At 42.3% G+C, this 19,213-nt stretch carries 19 protein-coding genes; 15 read left to right on the top strand and 4 right to left on the bottom strand.

All coding sequences use genetic code 11. From position 1 onward, the window contains the following. Window positions 1-34: 34 nt before the first annotated feature. Window positions 35-961 carry a BtuF-related (seleno)protein gene (locus KXD93_RS16955; protein WP_258138476.1) on the bottom strand — a complete coding sequence of 309 codons (927 nt, stop codon included), beginning with the start codon at window positions 959-961 and terminating at the stop codon, window positions 35-37. 109 nt (window positions 962-1,070) lie between these two features. On the opposite strand from KXD93_RS16955, the gene lepB reads away from it, so the two are divergent. Further along, window positions 1,071-2,180, top strand: a complete 1,110-nt coding sequence (gene lepB / locus KXD93_RS16950) for a signal peptidase I (RefSeq protein WP_258138475.1) — start codon at window positions 1,071-1,073, stop codon at window positions 2,178-2,180. A gap of 3 nt (window positions 2,181-2,183) precedes the next feature. Here the strand turns inward: lepB and KXD93_RS16945 are convergent, their stop codons facing one another. Next, entirely contained in the window at window positions 2,184-2,768 is a 585-nt protein-coding gene (locus tag KXD93_RS16945) for a DUF4142 domain-containing protein (protein ID WP_258138474.1), read from the bottom strand. Window positions 2,769-2,920: 152 nt separating this feature from the next. Here KXD93_RS16945 and gcvH point away from each other — a divergent pair, with 152 nt between their 5' ends. The 13 genes from gcvH to KXD93_RS16880 all read left to right on the top strand — a co-directional run bounded on the left by gcvH (window position 2,921) and on the right by KXD93_RS16880 (window position 16,904). Then, window positions 2,921-3,301 carry a glycine cleavage system protein GcvH gene (gene gcvH, locus KXD93_RS16940; RefSeq protein WP_258138472.1) on the top strand — a complete coding sequence of 127 codons (381 nt, stop codon included), beginning with the start codon at window positions 2,921-2,923 and terminating at the stop codon, window positions 3,299-3,301. 59 nt (window positions 3,302-3,360) lie between these two features. Further along, a complete protein-coding gene (locus KXD93_RS16935; protein WP_258138471.1) occupies window positions 3,361-3,696 on the top strand; it encodes a VanZ family protein in 336 nt (111 codons plus the stop codon). A 334-nt stretch (window positions 3,697-4,030) separates the two neighbouring features. Next, window positions 4,031-6,859 carry a TonB-dependent receptor gene (locus KXD93_RS16930; protein WP_258138470.1) on the top strand — a complete coding sequence of 943 codons (2,829 nt, stop codon included), beginning with the start codon at window positions 4,031-4,033 and terminating at the stop codon, window positions 6,857-6,859. Between the two features lie 84 nt (window positions 6,860-6,943). After that, entirely contained in the window at window positions 6,944-7,159 is a 216-nt protein-coding gene (locus KXD93_RS16925; RefSeq protein ID WP_258138469.1) for a FeoA family protein, read from the top strand. A gap of 10 nt (window positions 7,160-7,169) precedes the next feature. Then, window positions 7,170-9,284 (top strand): ferrous iron transport protein B, encoded by a 2,115-nt coding sequence (gene feoB, locus KXD93_RS16920; RefSeq protein ID WP_258138468.1) that lies wholly within the window; start codon window positions 7,170-7,172, stop codon window positions 9,282-9,284. A 127-nt stretch (window positions 9,285-9,411) separates the two neighbouring features. Continuing rightward, complete coding sequence (locus tag KXD93_RS16915) at window positions 9,412-10,023, top strand: SprT-like domain-containing protein (protein WP_258138467.1); 612 nt, start codon at window positions 9,412-9,414, stop codon at window positions 10,021-10,023. Window positions 10,024-10,030: 7 nt separating this feature from the next. Next, window positions 10,031-10,675 carry an HD domain-containing protein gene (locus tag KXD93_RS16910; RefSeq protein WP_258138466.1) on the top strand — a complete coding sequence of 215 codons (645 nt, stop codon included), beginning with the start codon at window positions 10,031-10,033 and terminating at the stop codon, window positions 10,673-10,675. Between the two features lie 192 nt (window positions 10,676-10,867). Further along, on the top strand, window positions 10,868-12,178 hold the full coding sequence (locus KXD93_RS16905) for a carbohydrate porin (RefSeq protein WP_258138464.1): 1,311 nt from the start codon (window positions 10,868-10,870) through the stop codon (window positions 12,176-12,178). A 120-nt stretch (window positions 12,179-12,298) separates the two neighbouring features. Continuing rightward, window positions 12,299-12,829, top strand: a complete 531-nt coding sequence (locus tag KXD93_RS16900) for a YceI family protein (RefSeq protein WP_258138463.1) — start codon at window positions 12,299-12,301, stop codon at window positions 12,827-12,829. A gap of 484 nt (window positions 12,830-13,313) precedes the next feature. Further along, complete coding sequence (locus tag KXD93_RS16895) at window positions 13,314-14,378, top strand: sensor histidine kinase (RefSeq protein ID WP_258138462.1); 1,065 nt, start codon at window positions 13,314-13,316, stop codon at window positions 14,376-14,378. A 49-nt stretch (window positions 14,379-14,427) separates the two neighbouring features. Then, window positions 14,428-15,078, top strand: a complete 651-nt coding sequence (locus tag KXD93_RS16890; protein ID WP_258138461.1) for a DUF47 domain-containing protein — start codon at window positions 14,428-14,430, stop codon at window positions 15,076-15,078. Between the two features lie 6 nt (window positions 15,079-15,084). Next, window positions 15,085-16,098 (top strand): inorganic phosphate transporter, encoded by a 1,014-nt coding sequence (locus KXD93_RS16885; RefSeq protein WP_258138460.1) that lies wholly within the window; start codon window positions 15,085-15,087, stop codon window positions 16,096-16,098. A 77-nt stretch (window positions 16,099-16,175) separates the two neighbouring features. Beyond that, a complete protein-coding gene (locus KXD93_RS16880; protein ID WP_258138459.1) occupies window positions 16,176-16,904 on the top strand; it encodes a DUF4197 domain-containing protein in 729 nt (242 codons plus the stop codon). On the opposite strand, the gene KXD93_RS16875 is transcribed toward KXD93_RS16880, so the two are convergent. Together KXD93_RS16875 and KXD93_RS16870 are read right to left on the bottom strand one after the other, a co-directional pair. Beyond that, on the bottom strand, window positions 16,905-18,230 hold the full coding sequence (locus KXD93_RS16875; protein ID WP_258138458.1) for a carboxypeptidase-like regulatory domain-containing protein: 1,326 nt from the start codon (window positions 18,228-18,230) through the stop codon (window positions 16,905-16,907). Next, window positions 18,223-18,792, bottom strand: a complete 570-nt coding sequence (locus tag KXD93_RS16870; RefSeq protein WP_258138457.1) for an RNA polymerase sigma factor — start codon at window positions 18,790-18,792, stop codon at window positions 18,223-18,225. The genes KXD93_RS16875 and KXD93_RS16870 overlap by 8 nt, the downstream gene beginning before the upstream one ends. Before the next feature lie 34 nt (window positions 18,793-18,826). On the opposite strand from KXD93_RS16870, the gene KXD93_RS16865 reads away from it, so the two are divergent. After that, the gene (locus tag KXD93_RS16865) at window positions 18,827-19,093 is read left to right on the top strand and encodes a hypothetical protein (protein WP_258138456.1); all 267 of its coding nucleotides are present in this window, start codon (window positions 18,827-18,829) and stop codon (window positions 19,091-19,093) included. Window positions 19,094-19,213 lie beyond the last annotated feature (120 nt).

Raw genomic sequence — 19,213 nt, 5'->3', positions numbered from 1 at the left:
ATAACCGAACCAGGAGATAAACAAAACGGTTATTTTACACCCCAAACCTGATCCATCCATCACCCTCATAGCCAAAAATGAATTGCTTTGGATGAATGATCTCGGCAAGGATCTCGATGGAATCAACTATCCTCGGGCCGGGGCGGTTAAAATATTGGTTGCCATCAACAATATAAACGCGGTTGTTTTTTACGGCCTTTAGTTCATTGAAACCTGGTAATTGTAATAAAATATCAACTTCCTTTAATGTACGTTCTATGGAAAAGCCGCAAGGCATTACAAGTATCAGTTCCGGATCGTGCAACCGGATGTTGTCCCAATGTACATAAGGTGAATGTTTGCCGGCCTCGGTCAATATATTTGTCCCGCCGGCTAAACTTACCAGCTCAGGTACCCAATTGCCCGACAGCATCATCGGCTCCAGCCATTCTATGCAGGCAACCGTTGGCTTGCTGTCGCTGAATTTTAATTTATGGCGGATGATGTCGACACGCTCCTGTAACACTTCAATCACTTCATCACCTTGGTGGGTTACATTTAGAGCTGTGGCAACTGTTTTAATATCATTGAAAATATCATCCAGGCTATTGGGTTGCAGGGACACGATCTTTGCTTCTTTGTCCAGGTAATTTTCAAGTGCTTCTTCAACCTCCTGTAGAGACACAGCGCACACCTCGCACTGCGCCTGGGTAATTACTACATCGGGTTCAAGTTCTTTAATTACCTCACGCTTCACGGTATAAACGGATAGGGCATCGGCCAAAATCTCCTTCACCTTTACGTCAATAGCCGCGCTGCTTAAATTGTCAGGAAAATTTGCTTCCGAACATATCGGCAATTGCGTTACCGATTCAGGGAAATCACACTCATGCGACCGCCCCACCAGGTTTTGTTCAAGCCCCAAAAGGCAGACTATCTCGGTTGCCGAGGGAAGCAGGGAAACTATCTTTAACGTACTCATATTTAAAGGCGCTAAGTTATGGATTGTAAATAAAGGGTAGGGGAATAAAATAGCATACCCTGTAACAAAACTTCAATCTCAAAGTCAAATCTCCTACAAAACCCTGGATATGAACTGGAAACTTCCCTTCAAAAAGAAAACCGACAGTAACAAACCGAAAAAATCAAAGACTCGTGAATGGGCCGATGCTATTTTATTTGCACTGGTAGCATCGACTATTATCCGTGGTCTATTATTTTCTGCATATGCGATCCCGTCGGGATCAATGGAGGGTACGTTACTTACCGGCGATTATTTGTTCGTTAGTAAGATAAGTTATGGCCCCAGGATGCCTTTTACCCCGGTTTCGATACCTTTTTTGGAATCGACCATTACAAAATATAACATTAAAACTTACTGGGACGGCATTAAGCTACCTTACTTTCGCCTGCCCGGCCTAACCGAAATTAAGAAGGGCGATATTGTGGTTTTTAACAAACCGGAAGAGGCGGATCCATCGTACAACAGGCCGGTTGATGCCCGCACAAATCTTATTAAACGCTGCCAGGCAATACCGGGCGACAAGCTTACCATTGTAAACGGGCAAGTATTTATTAACGGTAAGGCCGCGCCCAATGCCGAAAAGGCGCAAACATCGTACGATGTGGTGACCAACGGTACTGAAATTAACCCGCAGATTTATCATGATTTGAGCATTGACCTACGGGGCCAGAAGGATGCTAACACTTATGAGATGATTATTCCTAAAGCGAATTTGGCAACCTTTAAAAGTTATTCAAATATAAAAAGCGTAACACCTGTTATTGAACCGGCAGGAAATTATGATGCTTCTGTATTTCCGCATAATGAGAAATTCAAATGGAACCAGGATAACTTTGGTCCCCTGGTGATGCCAAAACGCGGCATGACCGTCCCTCTAAATGATTCGACCATGGCGCTGTACCGCAGAGCGATTGAATTGTATGAGAACAATAAGGTAGCTATAAACGGTAAGGATGTTTTAATAAACGGGAAAAAGGCTGAAAACTATACCTTTAAAATGAACTACTACTGGATGATGGGCGACAATCGCCATAATTCACTCGATTCACGTTTTTGGGGATATGTGCCTGAAGACCATGTAGTGGGTAAGGCGATGATCACCTGGATGAGTATTGATTCAACCGGAACGTTCCTTGACAAGATCAGGTGGAACCGGATCTTAAAACCAATCAATTAAAACTTAATCCATACTTTCTTTTATAGTATTTATAGCATCAAGGTGCGTCTGTAAAATAGGCAGCATTTTTTTAGCGAATGCTTTTATTTCCGGGTCCTGGCAATTTTTTGATGCCGCATCAAATGTGCTGATATCCTTTTCATGATTGGCGATCATGTTTTTAATATACGCTTTGTCAAATTCGCCCCCTGTTTTCCTTGAAAGTTCGATGATTGTTCTTTGTTCATCGGTATTCGGGGCAATTGGGATTGCGATTTTCTTTGTTGCTGCAAGAACTTTTATTCCATCGGTTAATTTGGAATGATTTGCAGCCATCATTTTACCGAAATTTTTAATCCGGAGATCAGTGGCTTTTTGTTGTGCGAGTTTCCCCAGCGCTACTTCTTCCATACCACTGCCGGCGGCATCAACTATAAATTGAGCGTCGCCTTTTTCAACAGCAATATTAAGTTTCGGTGCGGTATCATTTAATGCACTGGCACTGCTGTCAATATCAACCATATCGTCATCATGGCTGGAACTTCTATTACAAGCCTGCGTTGCCAGCATAACCGGTATTACGATTGTCAAAAGCGTTGCTTTATTCATAATTATATTATTCGGAGGTGCCTGATTAACAAACTATATACGGTTTAGTTTCGGATGCCGGATGTTACCATCATTCAATGGAATTTTTATAAGCTGTTATTTATTGCGTTAGCTCAAAGTTTTATTATTTTTGGGCCATAAATTAAAAAACTATGGAGTTTCCTGCAGGATTAAAATACACCAAAGACCACGAGTGGATTAAAGTTGAAGGCGATATCGCTTATATTGGCATCACTGAGTTTGCACAGCGCGAATTAGGAGATATTGTTTACATAGATATCTCTTCGTTAGGAAAGGAAGTTGCCAAAGACGAAGTTTTTGGTACCGTTGAGGCAGTTAAAACTGTTTCAGATCTGTTTATGCCGGTTACCGGGACTATAACTGAGCTTAATCCAGCGCTGGACAAACAGCCTGAATTGGTAAACTCCGACCCTTATGGCGAAGGATGGATGGTTAAAGTTACACTATCAGATGCCTCTGCTGTTGATTCTTTATTATCCGCAGATAGTTATCAATCGCTTGTTGGGGCTTAATGAGTACATTTATTAAATATTACTGGCCCGCTCTTTTGTGGGCCTTATTTATTTTAATAATGTGCACTGCGAAACTGGGAGAGATTTCTGAATCGCCTTTATTTTTTCCTGGTTTTGACAAGCTGGTACATTGCGGTTTCTTTTTTGTAATGATAGTCTTTATTGCCGCCGGTTATATAAGGCAACAATCGGCCTACACGGTGTCGTATAAAACGTTATTGCTGATAACCATTATTGCCATTGTTTACGGCGGGCTCATAGAAATTTTGCAAAAATATTTCTTTACCTGGCGCAGTGCCGAATGGAACGATCTGTTTGCTGATGTTATAGGAACATTAATGGCGGCTTTTAGTATATTTATAACGGTAAACGCTTTAAGTTATGAAAAGAAGTAAACTAATACTAATAGGGCTTTTGGCAACGCTTGCCCTTTCATCATGCGGTATTTTTCATAAAGGCTGCGGCTGTCCTACATTTGGGCAAATAAAATCTCATCCACCCGTACAATCCCCCGAGCTTATTTCGTAAACGTATTGCAGCAATGCACTGCCTTCCTGGTCGCCGCACGGCGGCTGTGCCCCTTTCGGCGTTAAATTCCCGGTCATTTCTTAGTTCATTTTGTTAAAAAATGTTAAAACAAGCATTTTTTACTACGAAATAATCGTAGATATACGATAATTTCGTAATTTAGTTGCTGTTATTTCGCTGCTGAATTTAGTTTTAACATTTATGACAAAAAACCTTTACGCCACAGTTACCGTTCTTGCAATCATTCTATTATCATTCACGACATCTGCCCAACAAATAAAACGGCAGGTAAAGGGAAAACTTGTTGATGAAGCAGGCAAAGCCATTGATTACGCAACAATATCCGTAGTAAACGCCGCAGACTCCTTGCTGGAAAAGAGCGCGGTATCTGATAAGAATGGAGCATTTGAAATAAGCGATCTTAAGAATGGGAGTTACCGCCTTATCGCTTCGCGACTCGGCTTAAAAAACTATGTACGTGCGTTCACTATTACAACAGCCAAGCCAGCTATTGATTTCGGGGCATTAACAATGGTTAAGGATATTCGTAATTTGAACGAGGTTGCTGTTAAGGGCGAAAAGGCGCCTGTCACCATAAAAAAAGATACGGTGGAATTCAACGCGGGCTCGTTTAAAACACAAGCCAACGATAATTTGGAGCAATTGCTTAAAAAGATCCCCGGGATGGACGTTGACAAGGACGGCAAAGTAACCACGGGCGGAAAGGATGTAAAGAAGGTGATGGTTGATGGGCGTGAGTTTTTCGGGAACGACCCTAAAGCGGCAACCAAAAATTTGCCCGCTGATGCAATTGATAAAGTGCAGGTAATTGATGACAAAACCGATAAAACAAAAAACACAGGCATTGACGATGGTCAGCGCGATAAGGTAGTAAACGTTACGTTAAAGGCCGATAAAAAGAAGGGCTGGTTCGGCAATGCGACGGCTGCCGGCGGCACGCAGGATCGTTACCTTGGGCAATTTAACCTCAATCACTTTGATAATAAAAAACAATTGTCGTTCCTGTTCCTGAGCAATAATGTCAACGAATCGGGTTTTAGCTTTGACGACCTGAATAATTTTACCGGCGGTAATGTATTTGATGCGTTCTCAAGTGGAAACGGAAGTACCTCTATTTCGATTAACAGCAGCGGGCGGGCAAATGTAAATGGAGCGTTCTCAGGTGTTAATGACGGCTTGATCACCAACCATAGCGGGGGTATCAACTACTCTGATATTTACGGGAAGAAGGAACAGCTTAAATTTAACGTCAATCTTATTTCAGTGATCTCTTCAAACAAGCTGGTAAAGCTTTCAGATCTGCAGGATAATCCAAATAACCTGTTCACCAAACAACTGACAGGCGGAAACAACACCCTTAACAGCTACCGCTTGAATTTTAGCTTTGATTACAAGATGGATAGTTTAACCAATCTTAAATTTAAGCCAAGCATAAGCACCACACTTAATAAAAATAACTCATCGCTGTTTTCAAATACATTAAATGGGTCCATGGATAGCGTGAATAATATAAGCCAGATGTTGAATGGCCGGAAAACCAGTCCCGCTTATGGCGGCCAGTTCTCTGTAAATCACAAACTACATAACGGAAAGGGCTCGGTAAACTTTTTTGCAAATGGCAATTATTCGAAGTCAGATTACGACTATACCAATATATCTTCCTCGCGGTATTTTGCAAGCGGGCAGCCAAATTCAGATCTTAACCAGCAGGCAAGCCAGGATAATAACGCCACCTTTTTTTCGGGAACGGCATCATACGTGAGGCAATTAAGTGCGAAGCAAAAAGTAAACCTTACGCTTAGCCAAAGCTTTGATTATCGCAAGCAAATTGCCGATCAATATACGCTGGATTATAATGGAGCAACCGGAAAGTACGAAATTATCGACCCCTTGCTTAGCGGCAATTTCAATAACCGCAACTGGCGCTACACAACCACGGCGGGATTAAATAAATCAACAGATAATATTACCGTAAACGTGAACTTTGCCGTTGCTGATCTGGGTTTGCAGGGCGATTTTACAAGCAATAATAAATTCAGCACCGTGAAAAGGGATGCTTTTGCACTGGTGCCAAACGCTACCTTTTCGTACCGCAAACAGAACGGGCCAAATTTGTATTTAAGTGTCGGCACGGATGTTACCCTGCCATCAGCTACTGACCTGCAGCCGGTATTTAATAACACTGACCCGCTTTATATCAAACAGGGAAACCCTAACCTGGTGATGTCACGGTCGTTAAACACCAATGTTAATTACAACTACTTCGACCTGAAGAACAACTACTACTTTAATTTCTACGGAAATTTCACACCCACGTGGAACGGATTTTCTACAGCAAGTACTATTGACGCTAATGGTATAACCACATCAAAACCGATCAACACGGATGGTAATTACAGTTCCAATTTTGGCTTTAATTTTGGCAAGCCTACAAAAATAAAGGGACTGAAGTTAAACATAGGATTAAATGGCAGTGTTAACAGGTTTGTAAATTTCATAAACGATAATGAAAATGCTGTACGCCGTTTCTCGCCCGGCCTAAGCCTTGGAAGTAATTACGATAATGATGTTTGGCAATTGACCTTACGCACATATTCCACCTATAGCAGCGCGAAGAATTCCTTCCAATCGATGGCCGACCAGCATTATTTTACCTATAACAACTCGTTTACTGCAAGTGTAAAACCGATAAAAGATTGGCGGATCTTTAGCGACGTTACCCAGCGCCTGTTCAGGGGAACCCCGGCGAGCGCTAATACTTCGTTCTATATCTGGAATGCCGGGCTGGAGCGTACCTTCCTTAAAAAACAAAACCTTACCTTCTCGCTAAACGCTTTTGATATCCTGAACCAAAACTCCGGGATTCAACGCAACATAACTACTACCGGCATCGTACAAAACGACCAGACCAATACCATAGGACGGTATTTTTATGTGAAGCTTATTTACAAGATAACCAAGGTGGGAGCACCTGCTAAAAGCACCCCCGGCATAATTATCATAAAATAAGTATTCCTCATGTAAATTTCGCTTCTTCTTATTTGGATTTAATTTAAATAAGCAATACATTTGGCCTAAGTTTTAAATAAAGATATGACGCTTTCAGAACTTGTACCAGGCGAAATTGGGATTGTAAAGGAATTTACCGACTTAGAAATGTCAGTAAAATTGATGGAAATGGGATGTTTACCGGGTGAACCGATCACCGTATCGCGTATTGCGCCAATGGGCGACCCTATTGCTATCAATGTTTCCGGCTACCAGCTTAGCCTGCGCAAATTTGAAGCTTCTACAATAATTCTGCAGTAGCACTTTAACATTGAAAGCCGATATAAGAGTTGCACTTGTAGGAAATCCAAACACCGGTAAATCAACTCTCTTTAATACATTAACCGGTTTAAATCAAAAAATAGGAAATTTTCCTGGGGTTACGGTTGACAAAAAAACCGGTTATTGCTCCCTGCCCGATGGCCGCACCGCCGAAATTATAGATCTTCCCGGTACTTACAGCCTATATCCTAAAAGCCAGGATGAGTCTATCGTATTTTCTGTATTGGCCGACAGGTCCAACGCGCACACGCCTGACCTGGTTGTTGTGATTATCGACGCAACAAATCTAAAAAGAAACTTACTGCTCTATACCCAGGTAGCCGATCTGAAGATCCCGGTCATTATTGCACTGAATATGATCGACCTGTCGAAAAAGGCAGGCATTACCATAGATATCGATCTGTTTGCCAAAAAGCTGGGCGTACCGGTGGTTCCTATTTCGGCCCGTAAGGTTGAGGGAATTGATAAGTTAAAACAGACAATAACCTTTGCCAACAAAATTGCCCTGCAAGAGCCATCCATTGATGTGGAAGCTATTGCACCGCAGCTGATAGCTCAGATAAGTGAAGACTTAAAACTTGATAATCCGTACTTTGCCCTGCAGCTTGCCCATCAGCATGAAACCGTAAAGTTTTTAACCCCCGCTGAAAGCGACCGGATAGAAGAACTGGAACATGAATTTTCATTCCATTCGCAGAAATCCCAAGCTACGGAAACCATTGCCAGGTATAACTTTATTAATGACCTGCTTTACGATACGGTGAAAATTCCTGAAACAGCACAGGACGAATCCATAAGCAACAAGATAGATAAGGTACTTACGCATAAGATCTTTGGCTTTGTCATATTCCTCGGAATACTGTTGTTTATGTTCCAGTCGATATTTTCATGGTCGGCTTACCCAATGGAGAAGATTGGCGACCTGTTTGCATGGACGCAAAACTCATTACATCAAATTTTACCCGCCGGCCCGTTAGTGTGCTTGCTGGTTGACGGCGTAATCGGCGGATTGAGCGGCGTAATGGTTTTCATCCCGCAGATCGCTATTCTTTTTGCTTTTATTTCGATATTGGAAGATACAGGCTACATGTCGCGCGTTACGTTTATGATGGATAAGTTGATGCGCAAGGTTGGCCTTAACGGCAAATCAGTAGTGCCGCTTATCGGCGGCTTTGCCTGCGCAGTGCCGTCTATCATGAGTACACGTACCATCGAGAATTGGAAGGACAGGATGATCACCATAATGGTTACGCCATTGGTGACCTGCTCGGCGCGATTGCCTATTTATGTGCTGCTGATTGGCCTGGTAGTGCCTAACAGGAATGTATGGTGGGTATTTAACCTGCAAGGCCTGGCGCTTACCGGGATGTATATCTTCAGCCTGATCTCGGCCATAATAGTAGCGTTTGCATTTAAGCTGATCCTAAAGGGCCGCGAGCGTGGTTACTTTATAATGGAACTGCCGGTTTACCGCATGCCAAGATGGAATAATGTTGCCTTCAGCATGTATGACCGGTCGAAGGCATTTGTTTTACAGGCGGGTAAGGTTATTATAGCCGTATCGGTAATACTTTGGGTATTGGCATCTTACGGCCCCGGCGACCGCTTTGCCCGAATTGAACAAAAATATCAGCAACCCGAGTATACCAAACAGCTTAAGCCGGATGAGCTTACCAAAGCCATCAACTCCGAAAAGCTTGAAAACTCATACGCAGGGGTATTGGGTCATGTAATTGAGCCGGTGATTAAGCCCCTGGGTTTCGACTGGAAGATAGGGATCGCTTTAATCACGTCCTTTGCAGCACGCGAAGTGTTTGTAGGCACTATGGCCACTATTTATAGTGTTGATGGCAATGCCGACAAAATAGAATCGGTACAAAAGAAAATGGGTTCGGCTAAAAACCCGGAAACAGGGAAACCTGTATTTTCATTGGCGGTTGCATTTTCATTGATGATGTTTTATGCCTTCGCTATGCAGTGCGCCAGCACAGTGGCAGTAGTTTACCGCGAAACCAAGAACTGGCGCTGGCCGGCTATCCAGTTTGCTTACATGACGGTGTTGGCCTATGCGGCGAGCTTGTTAGCGTATAATTTGCTGAAGTAAGCTGAAAGCAAAAAGCCTAAGCTTTCCCGTTGCTCTTATAATCAAGTATCTAACTTTTCGCATTTTGCTTTACGCTTTCAGCTTTCGTCTTTCTGCTTTTTCCCCTATCTTTGCAACGAGGTAAAAATTGGATAAAGTAAAAGTTTTAGAAAGGTACCTTCCACCTGATGCTGCCCCGCTCATTGGCCGCTGGATCGACTACTTTAAATGCGAATTTAAAATTTCGCGCAATCGCAACACCAAGTTTGGCGACTACAGGCCACCGCACTCCGGCAAAGGCCACCGCATCTCGGTAAATTTTGATCTGAACCCTTATGCATTCCTGGTTACCACAGTGCACGAATTTGCGCACCTGCATACCTGGAACGAGCATAAACATAAGGCCAAACCGCATGGCACTGAATGGAAGTTGAACTTTAAGCGGATGATGCAGCCTTTTTTTGAAAAGGAGATCTTTCCGGCGGATGTAAAACGCGCCATTGTTAGCTATTTGGATAACCCGGCCGCATCCAGTTGTTCCGATTTGAATCTATACCGTTCACTCCGGCAATATGATGCGCCAAAAGAATCGGCAATTACAGTTGAGAAGCTGCCCATGAAGGCAATGTTCAAGTTAAAAGATGGTCGCATTTTTAGCAAGGAAGAGAAGCTGCGGAAGCGCTATAAATGCATCGAGGTAAGTTCAAAACGTGTATATTTATTTAGTCCGGTTGCTGAAGTTGAAATTATAGCCAATTAATATAAGGATGAATCACGAGGAGATTATTGATAAAACGGTGGCGTTTGTTCGCCAAACGCTTAAAGATGCAGAAGGCGGGCATGACTGGTGGCATATTCAACGTGTTTGGACAAACGCAAAGCTTATCGCCCAGGCGGAGCAGGCTGACTTATTAACCGTTGAACTTGCTGCATTATTACATGATATTGCCGACAGTAAATTCAATAATGGTGACGAAGAGATAGGGCCGAAATTGGCCGGAGATTTCCTGGAAGGTATTAATATTGATGAAGAACGTATTCGGCACGTTCAACAAATAATCAGGCATATCTCCTTTAAATCCAGCTTTGATAAAGCCGCTTTTAAATCAATGGAGCTTGATATCGTGCAGGATGCCGATCGCCTGGATGCGCTTGGCGCCATAGGTATAGCACGCGCCTTTAATTACGGCGGTTTTAAAGGGAGGGAGATTTATAACCCGGAGATTGAGCCGAATCTAACCATGACCAAGGAGGAATACAAAAATACCAATGCGCCATCCATCAATCATTTTTACGAAAAACTGCTATTGCTTAAGGACAAAATGAATACGGCCACAGGTAAAAAGCTGGCTGAACAGCGCCATAACTTTATGCTGGGCTATTTGGAACAGTTTTATTCGGAGTGCCGCTAAGCCTTTTCTTAATTATTTATAAAGAACAATTTGGCTGCAATACAGTTACTTACAGCTGTCGGCACGTTTTTTAAAATAATAAATTTAGACTTGTCTAAATTTATTATTAGATTTGCTTAAATAATTGCAATCGTGTTGCCTTTACATTAATTAAATATCTGCTTTATATCAAAAACTTACTTTTGCCCTTTTATGAAAAAACACATACTATTCTTTTTACTGCTAATTGCTATTGTTAAACTTTCAGCCGCGCAGGATACAGTAAAACAGGAGCGTTTCAGCTTCCACTTTCAGCAGACAATTATAACCCAGTACAAACCCGGGTTTAGCGCCGATTACAGCGGACTTAACAGTTTATCAACTAAAGAGGAAACACAAAGCTCCATAACCTCCACCTTTTTTGGTGCGGCAAGGTTGTGGAAGGGAGCTGAGGCTTACTTTAATCCGGAGATCTCCGGTGGCGCAGGTTTAAGCAAAACTTTGGGTATTGCCGGCTTTCCAAATGGCGAAACTTTCAGGGTTGGGGCCGCCGAACCAAAAATTTATATAGCCCGGCTTTACTTTAAACAAAACTTTGAATGGGGAACTGAAAAAGATACCATAAAAAGTGATGCAAACGTTTTAGGCGGATTTAAAAGCAAGCGTTATTTTTCAATAGCCGCCGGCAAGTTTGGAATGGCTGATTTTTTTGACGGCAATAACTTCAGCCATGACCCGCGTACACAATTTATGAACTGGGCGTTGATGGATAATGGCGCATGGGATTATCCAGCTAATACCCGGGGCTATACGATGGGCGTGGTAACGGAGTTGGGACAGCCCACCTGGACATTGCGATTTGCCTTAACAATGGTGGTTACGCAGGCCAATTCATCTATTTGGGATGCCAAGGTCGGCAAGGCTAATACCCAAACTCTCGAATATGAAAAGCGATATACCCTTAACGGGCAACAGGGCACTGTGCGAATTTTAGGGTTCAGGAACAATGGAAAGTTTGGTAATTATAACCTTGCTATCGCCCAAAACCCTACCGCGCCAAATGTTGACACTACACAAGCATACGGCAGGCACAAATACGGATTCGGCATAAGTGCAGATCAATATTTAAGTAAAGATTTTGGTGTGTTTGCCAAAGCAAGCTATAATGACGGGCACACCCAAACATGGTTCTTTACCGAAATTGACAGATCTGTATCCTTTGGCGGTGTGTTAAAAGGTTCTTCGTGGAAACGAAGCGATGATGAGGTTGGCCTGGCATTTATTGGCAACGGCTTATCAGGGCCGCACCGTAATTATTTAGCAGCTGGTGGTTACGGTTTTTTAATAGGAGACGGGAAACTAAACTACGCTCCCGAAATGATAGCCGAGCTTTATTATAAAGTTAACGCATTTCAAAATAAATTCTTTTTAACGCCTGATTACCAGTTTATTCTTAATCCTGCTTATAACAAGGACCGGGGGCCTGTCAATGTGTTTTCTATAAGAGCGCATGTGGAGTTTTGATTGAGATTTTGCTTTTTGATTTGTTTAATGATCAACTAAACCTTTCTGTTTTTTCATGATCCAACTGTAAAAATCACCTGCGTTTATAATCATTCTAAACAAAATGCGTTAATTAGTACAATGAAAAAATTACTGCTGCCCATATTGCTTATTATAATAACCGCGAGTGCCTTTACTAGTTCAAACAATACGGTTACCCGTTCAGCGATTACTTTTAAAACCAGGAATATGGGGATAGGAGTAGACGGAACTATTGGGGGATTGCAGGCCGATGTGCATTTTGATGCTGCAGATCCTGCGGCAAGCACTATTGAAGCTTCTGTTGATGTCAACACGATTAATACCGACAACTCCAGCAGGGACGAGCATTTAAAAGGCGAAGATTTTTTTGATATAGCACATTACCCGAAGATTACCCTAAAATCAATTTCAATTAAGCACAAGAGCGGCGATAATTATACCGGAAAATTTAACCTCACGCTAAAGGGTAAAACTAAACAGGTTGACATTCCTTTTTCGTTTACTCAAACAGCAACCGGAACAACATTTAAGGGCGGCTTTAAAATAAATCGTCTCGATTATGGGGTGGGCACCAGCAGCCTGGTATTATCTGATGAAGTTACTGTTAATGTTGAAGCGGAGGTCAAGTAACAGGATAATCTTTGGGCTATCTTTATAGAGATTGGATACCTAATGCATCGGTCTGCAATCCTCGCTCTATCATATAAACATATTATTGTTTGGCGTATGGGTTTTTTATATATTTGCCATAAATATTAAAGATATTATTCATCATTCTATTCATTGTTGCAACAATAATAATATTATGAAAAAACCTTTACATTTATTTAAGTCTCTTTTTAAAAAGGAGTTCCGTCTTATCCTCGCCTTTGTACTTTTGCTTGTTTTGCTTTGTTTGGCTGGTAGCATTTAACAATAATAGTTAACCGAACAGGTAATTTGAATAAAACTTTGAGGGATGCCACGCGCCATTAATGTAGTTTAATTGGTGATACACTGACATGTATCTAATTTCTCCTTGCACCTATCGGCCCCCGGCCTCAACCCCGCCTTAACAATTTAATAACCACCTGCTAATTGTCAACCTCGCATCACGAATCGTATCTTTACGATTATGAAACTTCGTATCCTTGTTTTAATCAATGCAGCGGCCGTTGCCGTTACACTTTCGGCTGTAAATTATTATTTTCAGCACAGTTGGTATAATGTTGCCTTAACCTTTTTTATTACCATTATTACCAGCTTCCTGGTTTTCTATTACCTGATAGAAAAATACGTTTATTCCAAGATAAAGCTCATCTATAAGCTGATCCACAATTTAAAGCTTGGCCGCGACCTGCGCGATGCTCTTGGTGAACATGTGAGCGCCGATCCTATCAACGATGTGGAAACCGAAGTAAAGGAGTGGGCCAAGGAGAAAAAGAGCGAGATTGATGAGTTGCGCAAGCAGGAGAAGTTCCGCCGGGATTTTTTATCCAATATTTCGCACGAATTTAAAACCCCATTGTTTGCCATACAGGGGTATATAGAGGCGCTTCAGGACGACGACTTCGAGGACAAGGACATGGCTAAGCAGTTTTTAGCCAAGGCAGCAAAAAATGTAGACAGGTTAAGCTACCTAATCAAGGATCTGGACGAGATCTCCAAGCTGGAATCAGGCGAAATCCCAATAAACCTTACGCGCTTTAAAATAAACGACCTGATCAAGGAGGTTTTTGAATCACTGGAGCTTAAAGCCAGGCAGCATAATATTAAATTAATATTTAAGCAAAAATACGACGAGCCGATATTGGTAAATGCCGATCGTGAAAAGATAAGGCAAGTGTTGGTTAACCTGATCGACAATTCGTTTAAATATGGAAACGAGGGAGGGAACACCTCGGTAAGTTTATTTGAGTTGCATGACCAGGTGCTGGTTGAAGTAACTGACGATGGTATCGGCATTGAGGAAAAGTTTCTTCCAAGGCTGTTTGAACGCTTTTTTAGGACAGACACCAGCCGGTCCAGGCAGATTGGAGGATCAGGTTTGGGGCTTGCAATAGTAAAGCATATTATCGAGGCGCATGAACAAACCATTAACGTACGCAGCACCGAAGGTTTGGGGTCTACATTTGGCTTTACGCTGCAGCGTTCAAAGCAGACTTTACATTTACCTAACATACCAAATCTAAAAAGTTAACATTAACTTAACATTGCAAAGTTACCTTTGCCCAAATTCATAATAAATTATGTCACTAAACAGCATCTTTCAATATTTTGTTCCGAAGGATAAGAAGGTATTTTTCCCGCTATTTGAACAGGCTGCAGCCAACGTTGTAGCCATGGCAACTATACTGGTCGAGGCCGTAAATTCAAATATTCCGGACACCCGCGAAGAGTTGTTTAAACAAATTGATAAATTGGAGAACAAGGGCGACGAAATTACCCACCAGGTACATTTGGAGCTCGGTAAAAACTTTATTACCCCGTTTGACCGTGAGGATATCCACGCGTTATCATCAGCGATTGATGACGTAGCCGATTATATCCAGGGTGCGGCAAACCGCATGAGCCTTTACCGTATTGATGATTATAACGAACACATCCGCAAGCTTTCTGAACTTACCCTGCAGGCCAGCATCGATCTTGAAAAAGCAGTGCGCGAATTGAAGGATTTGAAAAATGTGCGTAATATTGCTGATTCCTGCATCAGGATAAACAGTGTTGAAAACCAGGCCGATTATGTTTTTGATCGTGCGGTCGCTGATCTTTTCCTATATGAAAAAGACGCGATCCGTCTTATTAAGTATAAGGAGATCCTCTCTGCACTTGAAACGGCAACTGATATGTGTGAGGACGCAGCTGATGTTATGGAATCAATTCTGGTTAAAAACGCATAAGCTCCTATGGTTACACCTATACTTATTGTTGTAGTTTGTTTGGCGTTGATATTTGATTATACCAACGGGTTTCATGATGCAGCAAACTCCATCGCTACTATTGTTTCAACCAAGGTATTAACGCCGTTCCAGGCTGTTTTATGGGCGGCTTTTTTTAACTTCCTGGTTTTCTTTTTTATAAAGGAGCATAAAGTTGCCAATACCGTTTCAAAAATTGTTCAGGAAAACTTTATCACCATGCATGTGATACTGGCCGGCTTAATTGCAGCCATAACCTGGAATCTCATAACCTGGTGGTTTGGTATTCCGTCCAGTTCATCACATACGCTTATCGGCGGATTTGCGGGGGCCGGTATTACCAATGCTATTTATATGGGAGCCAGCCCCATGAGCGCTATAAACAGCACCTATATATTTACAATTTTGGCTTATATAGTGCTCGCACCTGTGATAGGCCTGGTTGTGGCTTATATAGTTACGGTGGTGATATTACACATCTGCAAAAACGCCCGCCCTGCGGTAGCTGAACGGTGGTTTAAACGCTTGCAACTTGTTTCATCAGCGGCATTGAGTTTTGCACATGGCGGCAACGATGCACAAAAAGTAATGGGAATTTTATATGTAGCGGTGTTTACGTCGCACATTATAAAACCGGGCGACCCAATGCCTGAATGGATCCCGCTGGCATGTTATTCGGCCATTGCGTTAGGCACCATGTCGGGCGGATGGAGAATTGTAAAAACTATGGGGTCCAAAATTACCAAAATAACGCCGCTTGAAGGTGTAAGCGCTGAAACAGCCGGTGCGCTAACCTTGTTCTTCACCCAGCAATTTGGTATACCGGTTTCAACAACGCACACTATTACCGGGTCAATTATAGGTGTTGGCCTAACCAAGCGTTTATCGGCTGTTAGATGGGGCCTAACCATCAATATTATCTGGGCCTGGATAATTACTATTCCTATCTCTGCTGTTATAGCTGCGGGCATGTTTGCCTTATTAAGAGTTTTAGTTAAATAATTTTTCTGCTGGAAATTTTGTTTATTTTGGTGGCGATAAATTAATCGCTCAAACTACTCTATTTAAAGCTAAGCGTTATGAAAAAAACATTATTATTAATCCCGGTCCTTGTTATATTCGTTACATTATCAAGTTTTGCCCCGGCCCGTCTGGTTGCCGCAGGTACCATTCAAATAAGCATTCCCTCTAGTTTGGATATGGGCACTGCGTTAAAACAAGCGCTGCAAAAGGGTACTTCTAAAAGTTCCGACCAGCTTTCAGCTGTAAACGGTTATTTTGGAAACCCAATGGTAAAAATACTTTTCCCTCCACAGGCTCAAAAAGCTGAAAAAACATTACGTAGTATTGGTTTAGGTAAGTTGTGCGATAACGTAATACTTTCATTAAACCGTGCTGCCGAAGATGCTGCAAAGCAGGCAAAGCCCATATTTATTAAAGCAATTACCCATATGACTTTGCAGGATGTTGAAAGCATACTGTTGGGCGGCCAGGATTCTGCCACACAGTATTTTAAAAGGACCACTACTGTTGATTTAACAGCCTCATTTAAGCCTGTTGTACAGGGGAGCCTGGATAAGGTAGGCGCAACAAAGTACTATGGCCAGGCTGCGGGCGAGTACAATAAAATTCCGTTTGTAAGCCACATGAACCCCGATATCAGCGCGTATGTAACTCAGAAAGCTATTGACGGGTTGTTTTTAGAAATTGCGCAGGAGGAATTGAATATCCGTAAAAATTTAGGTGCGCGCACTACACCTGTAATGCAAAAGGTATTTGCTTTTGCCGAGAAAAATGTAAAGCACTAATTATTTAGTGAATTTAATTCGGATAGTTACCTTTTCGGGTTGTCTGTTTGAATTGCCAAGCCATTCAGGGCCATCACTTATCAAGTCGATGGCCTTTTTATCTGTAGCGGGGCTGAGACTTTTTGCAACAGCTATATCGCTGACCTCACCATAGCGGTCAACAGTAAACGAGAGTTTTAAAGTACCGGTTTTGCCATCGGGCGATTTGGCATTTTCTTTTAGGTATTTTCTTAAACTTCCCCAGCCATCCTTAGGGCGTGCAGCAATGATTGCCACTTCATCATCCGTTTTTTTAGTGCCGTATCCTACAACCACAACTTCGTTCAACGATTTGTTGCTCGGTACCATCGCTATAGTTTTAAGCGAATCGCGTTTGGTTATGTTTACATTTTGCGACTCATAGCCAATAAAGCCAATATTTAGCCTGGTTTTATTACTGTCGACCGGGAGTTTGAAATGGCCTTCAGCATCTGTCAGGGTTCCTGTATTTGAGCCCGCAATCCTTACCGATACACCAGGCAAAGGCAAGCCATCTGTTTTATCAACCACCCGACCCTCTATTCTTCTTCTTAACGATGAATCAAAAAAGCCGGTAAGCGGCTTACCTTCAGCAGGCTTTACCTGTACACCCGCCACTCTTCCGGCCAGGGCGGTATTTATATTGGGCTGATGAAAGGTGTGGTTTTTATTTACTGTATCCATCAGTTTGCTTTGCGCAGCGTCCTTGTTTTTTTTCGTCATATCCACCACCACCATTTCGGCTAATGAAGTGTTATCAGTATCGGCGCTGGCAGGTTCTTCTGCGCTTACATCCGCACTGGTTAAAGGATTGGCATGGGGGCGCTCGTCTGCTACACTCTTGTAGGCTTTAATGACCGGGCGGGGGGGCTCTAAGGCTTGCTTATGAGAGGGCGGGGGTAAGGAGGCAATAACGTTGTCCTGTACAACAGAATCACGGGAGGCTGTAACTGTTGCAGGCTTTGGTTTTTGTTTATACAATTGGGCCATTTTCAAAGCAACGGGTTCCCTGTCCCTGTAAAGCCATAACCCGCCTATTGTAAAAAACACCAATATTGATGCCGCTATGCCTAATATCCTCCACGGAATTACCCGCGTTTCCCTTTTAGTGATTCGTTGTTGTAAATCTTTCGTCAGGCTATCCAAATTTACGCGCTGATCATTTTTCGCCTTTTCATATCCCTCGATGGCATCCATTAAAAAAGGATCATCCTGGGCGCGCCGCTCAAGCCGGTGCATAGCAGGGCCGTCAAGTTCCCCGTTCAGGTACTTCCTTATCAGCAATATGTCGGCCTCTTGTTTACTCACTATCTTTTTCCAAACAGATCCTTAAATTTCTTTTACCATTCTGTATATAGCTTTTAACCTCGTTAAGGCTAAAGCCGGTAAGTTCGTTGATCTCTTTATAACACTTTTCATTTAAATAAAACAAGCTTATGCTTTGTTTTTGATTTGCCGGCAATTTATCCATACATCTTTCCAACGCCTGCATTGCGGCTTCCCGGTTGTTATCATCAGGATGCAGAATTGGTGTAAATTCCATAAAATCATCCAAATTAACTGTTTCCGTCTTTTTCCCCGACCGCAGCTGCATCAAGCAATAATTGCGGCTTAATACATACAGCCAACTCCTGAACTGTTTAATATCGTGCTGCTTAGCCTTAACAACCAATTCTTCAAATATGCTCATCACGGCATCTTTGGCCTGGTCCTCATCCTTCAGGTATTTCAAACAAACTCCATAAACCAATGGCATTTGCTTTTCAAAAAGCTTTCCTAAAACCAGCAGATCACCGCTTTGGCGGTAATTGTTTAGCAGTTTACTGTCGTCTGCATCGGTTTGTTTAACTGGTTTATTAAAAAAATTCATTCGGGGCGACTAAAATAAATGTTTTTAGTGGGTTATGGAAATGCATACTGCCGGCGGGCTGGGATTAAAATCCGGTCCGGGTATTTTTCTGACCGGCTGTTTGCAAGGCCTTATGCACCTTTTAGCACTTTACCTTATGCCGGAAAAACTATACGCTGGTGAGTTTGGCACAACTTTAAGATGCCTATTGGGACTAACCGCGCCACATCATGCGCCAATTTTTCCACAGTTTTATAAAGTCGATTTCCCCTCATGTTTGTATTTATTAATCGCGGGTAAAAATATTGTTCTACAACAATAATAAGTGCACACATTCACCCCAAAATGTATGTGGCACACCTATTGAACTTTATTATCCGGCATTATTTCATTATCGTTTTGTAATGCTTTTTTTACAAAAAAATTATTGGTAACACGTTAG

The sequence above is a fragment of the Mucilaginibacter phenanthrenivorans genome (assembly GCF_024721155.1).
Classification (GTDB): domain Bacteria; phylum Bacteroidota; class Bacteroidia; order Sphingobacteriales; family Sphingobacteriaceae; genus Mucilaginibacter; species Mucilaginibacter phenanthrenivorans.
The sequence above is the reverse complement of the archived record's forward strand: the minus strand, read 5'-3'. Positions and strand labels throughout refer to the sequence as shown.

What these genes read in the sequence shown, in the direction of transcription:
- KXD93_RS16955 (WP_258138476.1), bottom strand. Translation starts at nt 961, where the DNA reads ATGAGTACGTTAAAGATAGTTTCCCTGCTTCCCTCGGCAACCGAGATA.
- KXD93_RS16925 (WP_258138469.1), top strand. Translation starts at nt 6,944, where the DNA reads ATGACGCTTTCAGAACTTGTACCAGGCGAAATTGGGATTGTAAAGGAA.
- KXD93_RS16905 (WP_258138464.1), top strand. Translation starts at nt 10,868, where the DNA reads ATGAAAAAACACATACTATTCTTTTTACTGCTAATTGCTATTGTTAAA.
- KXD93_RS16945 (WP_258138474.1), bottom strand. Translation starts at nt 2,768, where the DNA reads ATGAATAAAGCAACGCTTTTGACAATCGTAATACCGGTTATGCTGGCA.
- KXD93_RS16870 (WP_258138457.1), bottom strand. Translation starts at nt 18,792, where the DNA reads ATGAATTTTTTTAATAAACCAGTTAAACAAACCGATGCAGACGACAGT.
- lepB (WP_258138475.1), top strand. Translation starts at nt 1,071, where the DNA reads ATGAACTGGAAACTTCCCTTCAAAAAGAAAACCGACAGTAACAAACCG.
- KXD93_RS16880 (WP_258138459.1), top strand. Translation starts at nt 16,176, where the DNA reads ATGAAAAAAACATTATTATTAATCCCGGTCCTTGTTATATTCGTTACA.
- KXD93_RS16865 (WP_258138456.1), top strand. Translation starts at nt 18,827, where the DNA reads ATGGAAATGCATACTGCCGGCGGGCTGGGATTAAAATCCGGTCCGGGT.
- KXD93_RS16895 (WP_258138462.1), top strand. Translation starts at nt 13,314, where the DNA reads ATGAAACTTCGTATCCTTGTTTTAATCAATGCAGCGGCCGTTGCCGTT.
- KXD93_RS16890 (WP_258138461.1), top strand. Translation starts at nt 14,428, where the DNA reads ATGTCACTAAACAGCATCTTTCAATATTTTGTTCCGAAGGATAAGAAG.
- KXD93_RS16885 (WP_258138460.1), top strand. Translation starts at nt 15,085, where the DNA reads ATGGTTACACCTATACTTATTGTTGTAGTTTGTTTGGCGTTGATATTT.
- gcvH (WP_258138472.1), top strand. Translation starts at nt 2,921, where the DNA reads ATGGAGTTTCCTGCAGGATTAAAATACACCAAAGACCACGAGTGGATT.
- KXD93_RS16930 (WP_258138470.1), top strand. Translation starts at nt 4,031, where the DNA reads ATGACAAAAAACCTTTACGCCACAGTTACCGTTCTTGCAATCATTCTA.
- KXD93_RS16935 (WP_258138471.1), top strand. Translation starts at nt 3,361, where the DNA reads ATGTGCACTGCGAAACTGGGAGAGATTTCTGAATCGCCTTTATTTTTT.
- KXD93_RS16900 (WP_258138463.1), top strand. Translation starts at nt 12,299, where the DNA reads ATGAAAAAATTACTGCTGCCCATATTGCTTATTATAATAACCGCGAGT.
- KXD93_RS16910 (WP_258138466.1), top strand. Translation starts at nt 10,031, where the DNA reads ATGAATCACGAGGAGATTATTGATAAAACGGTGGCGTTTGTTCGCCAA.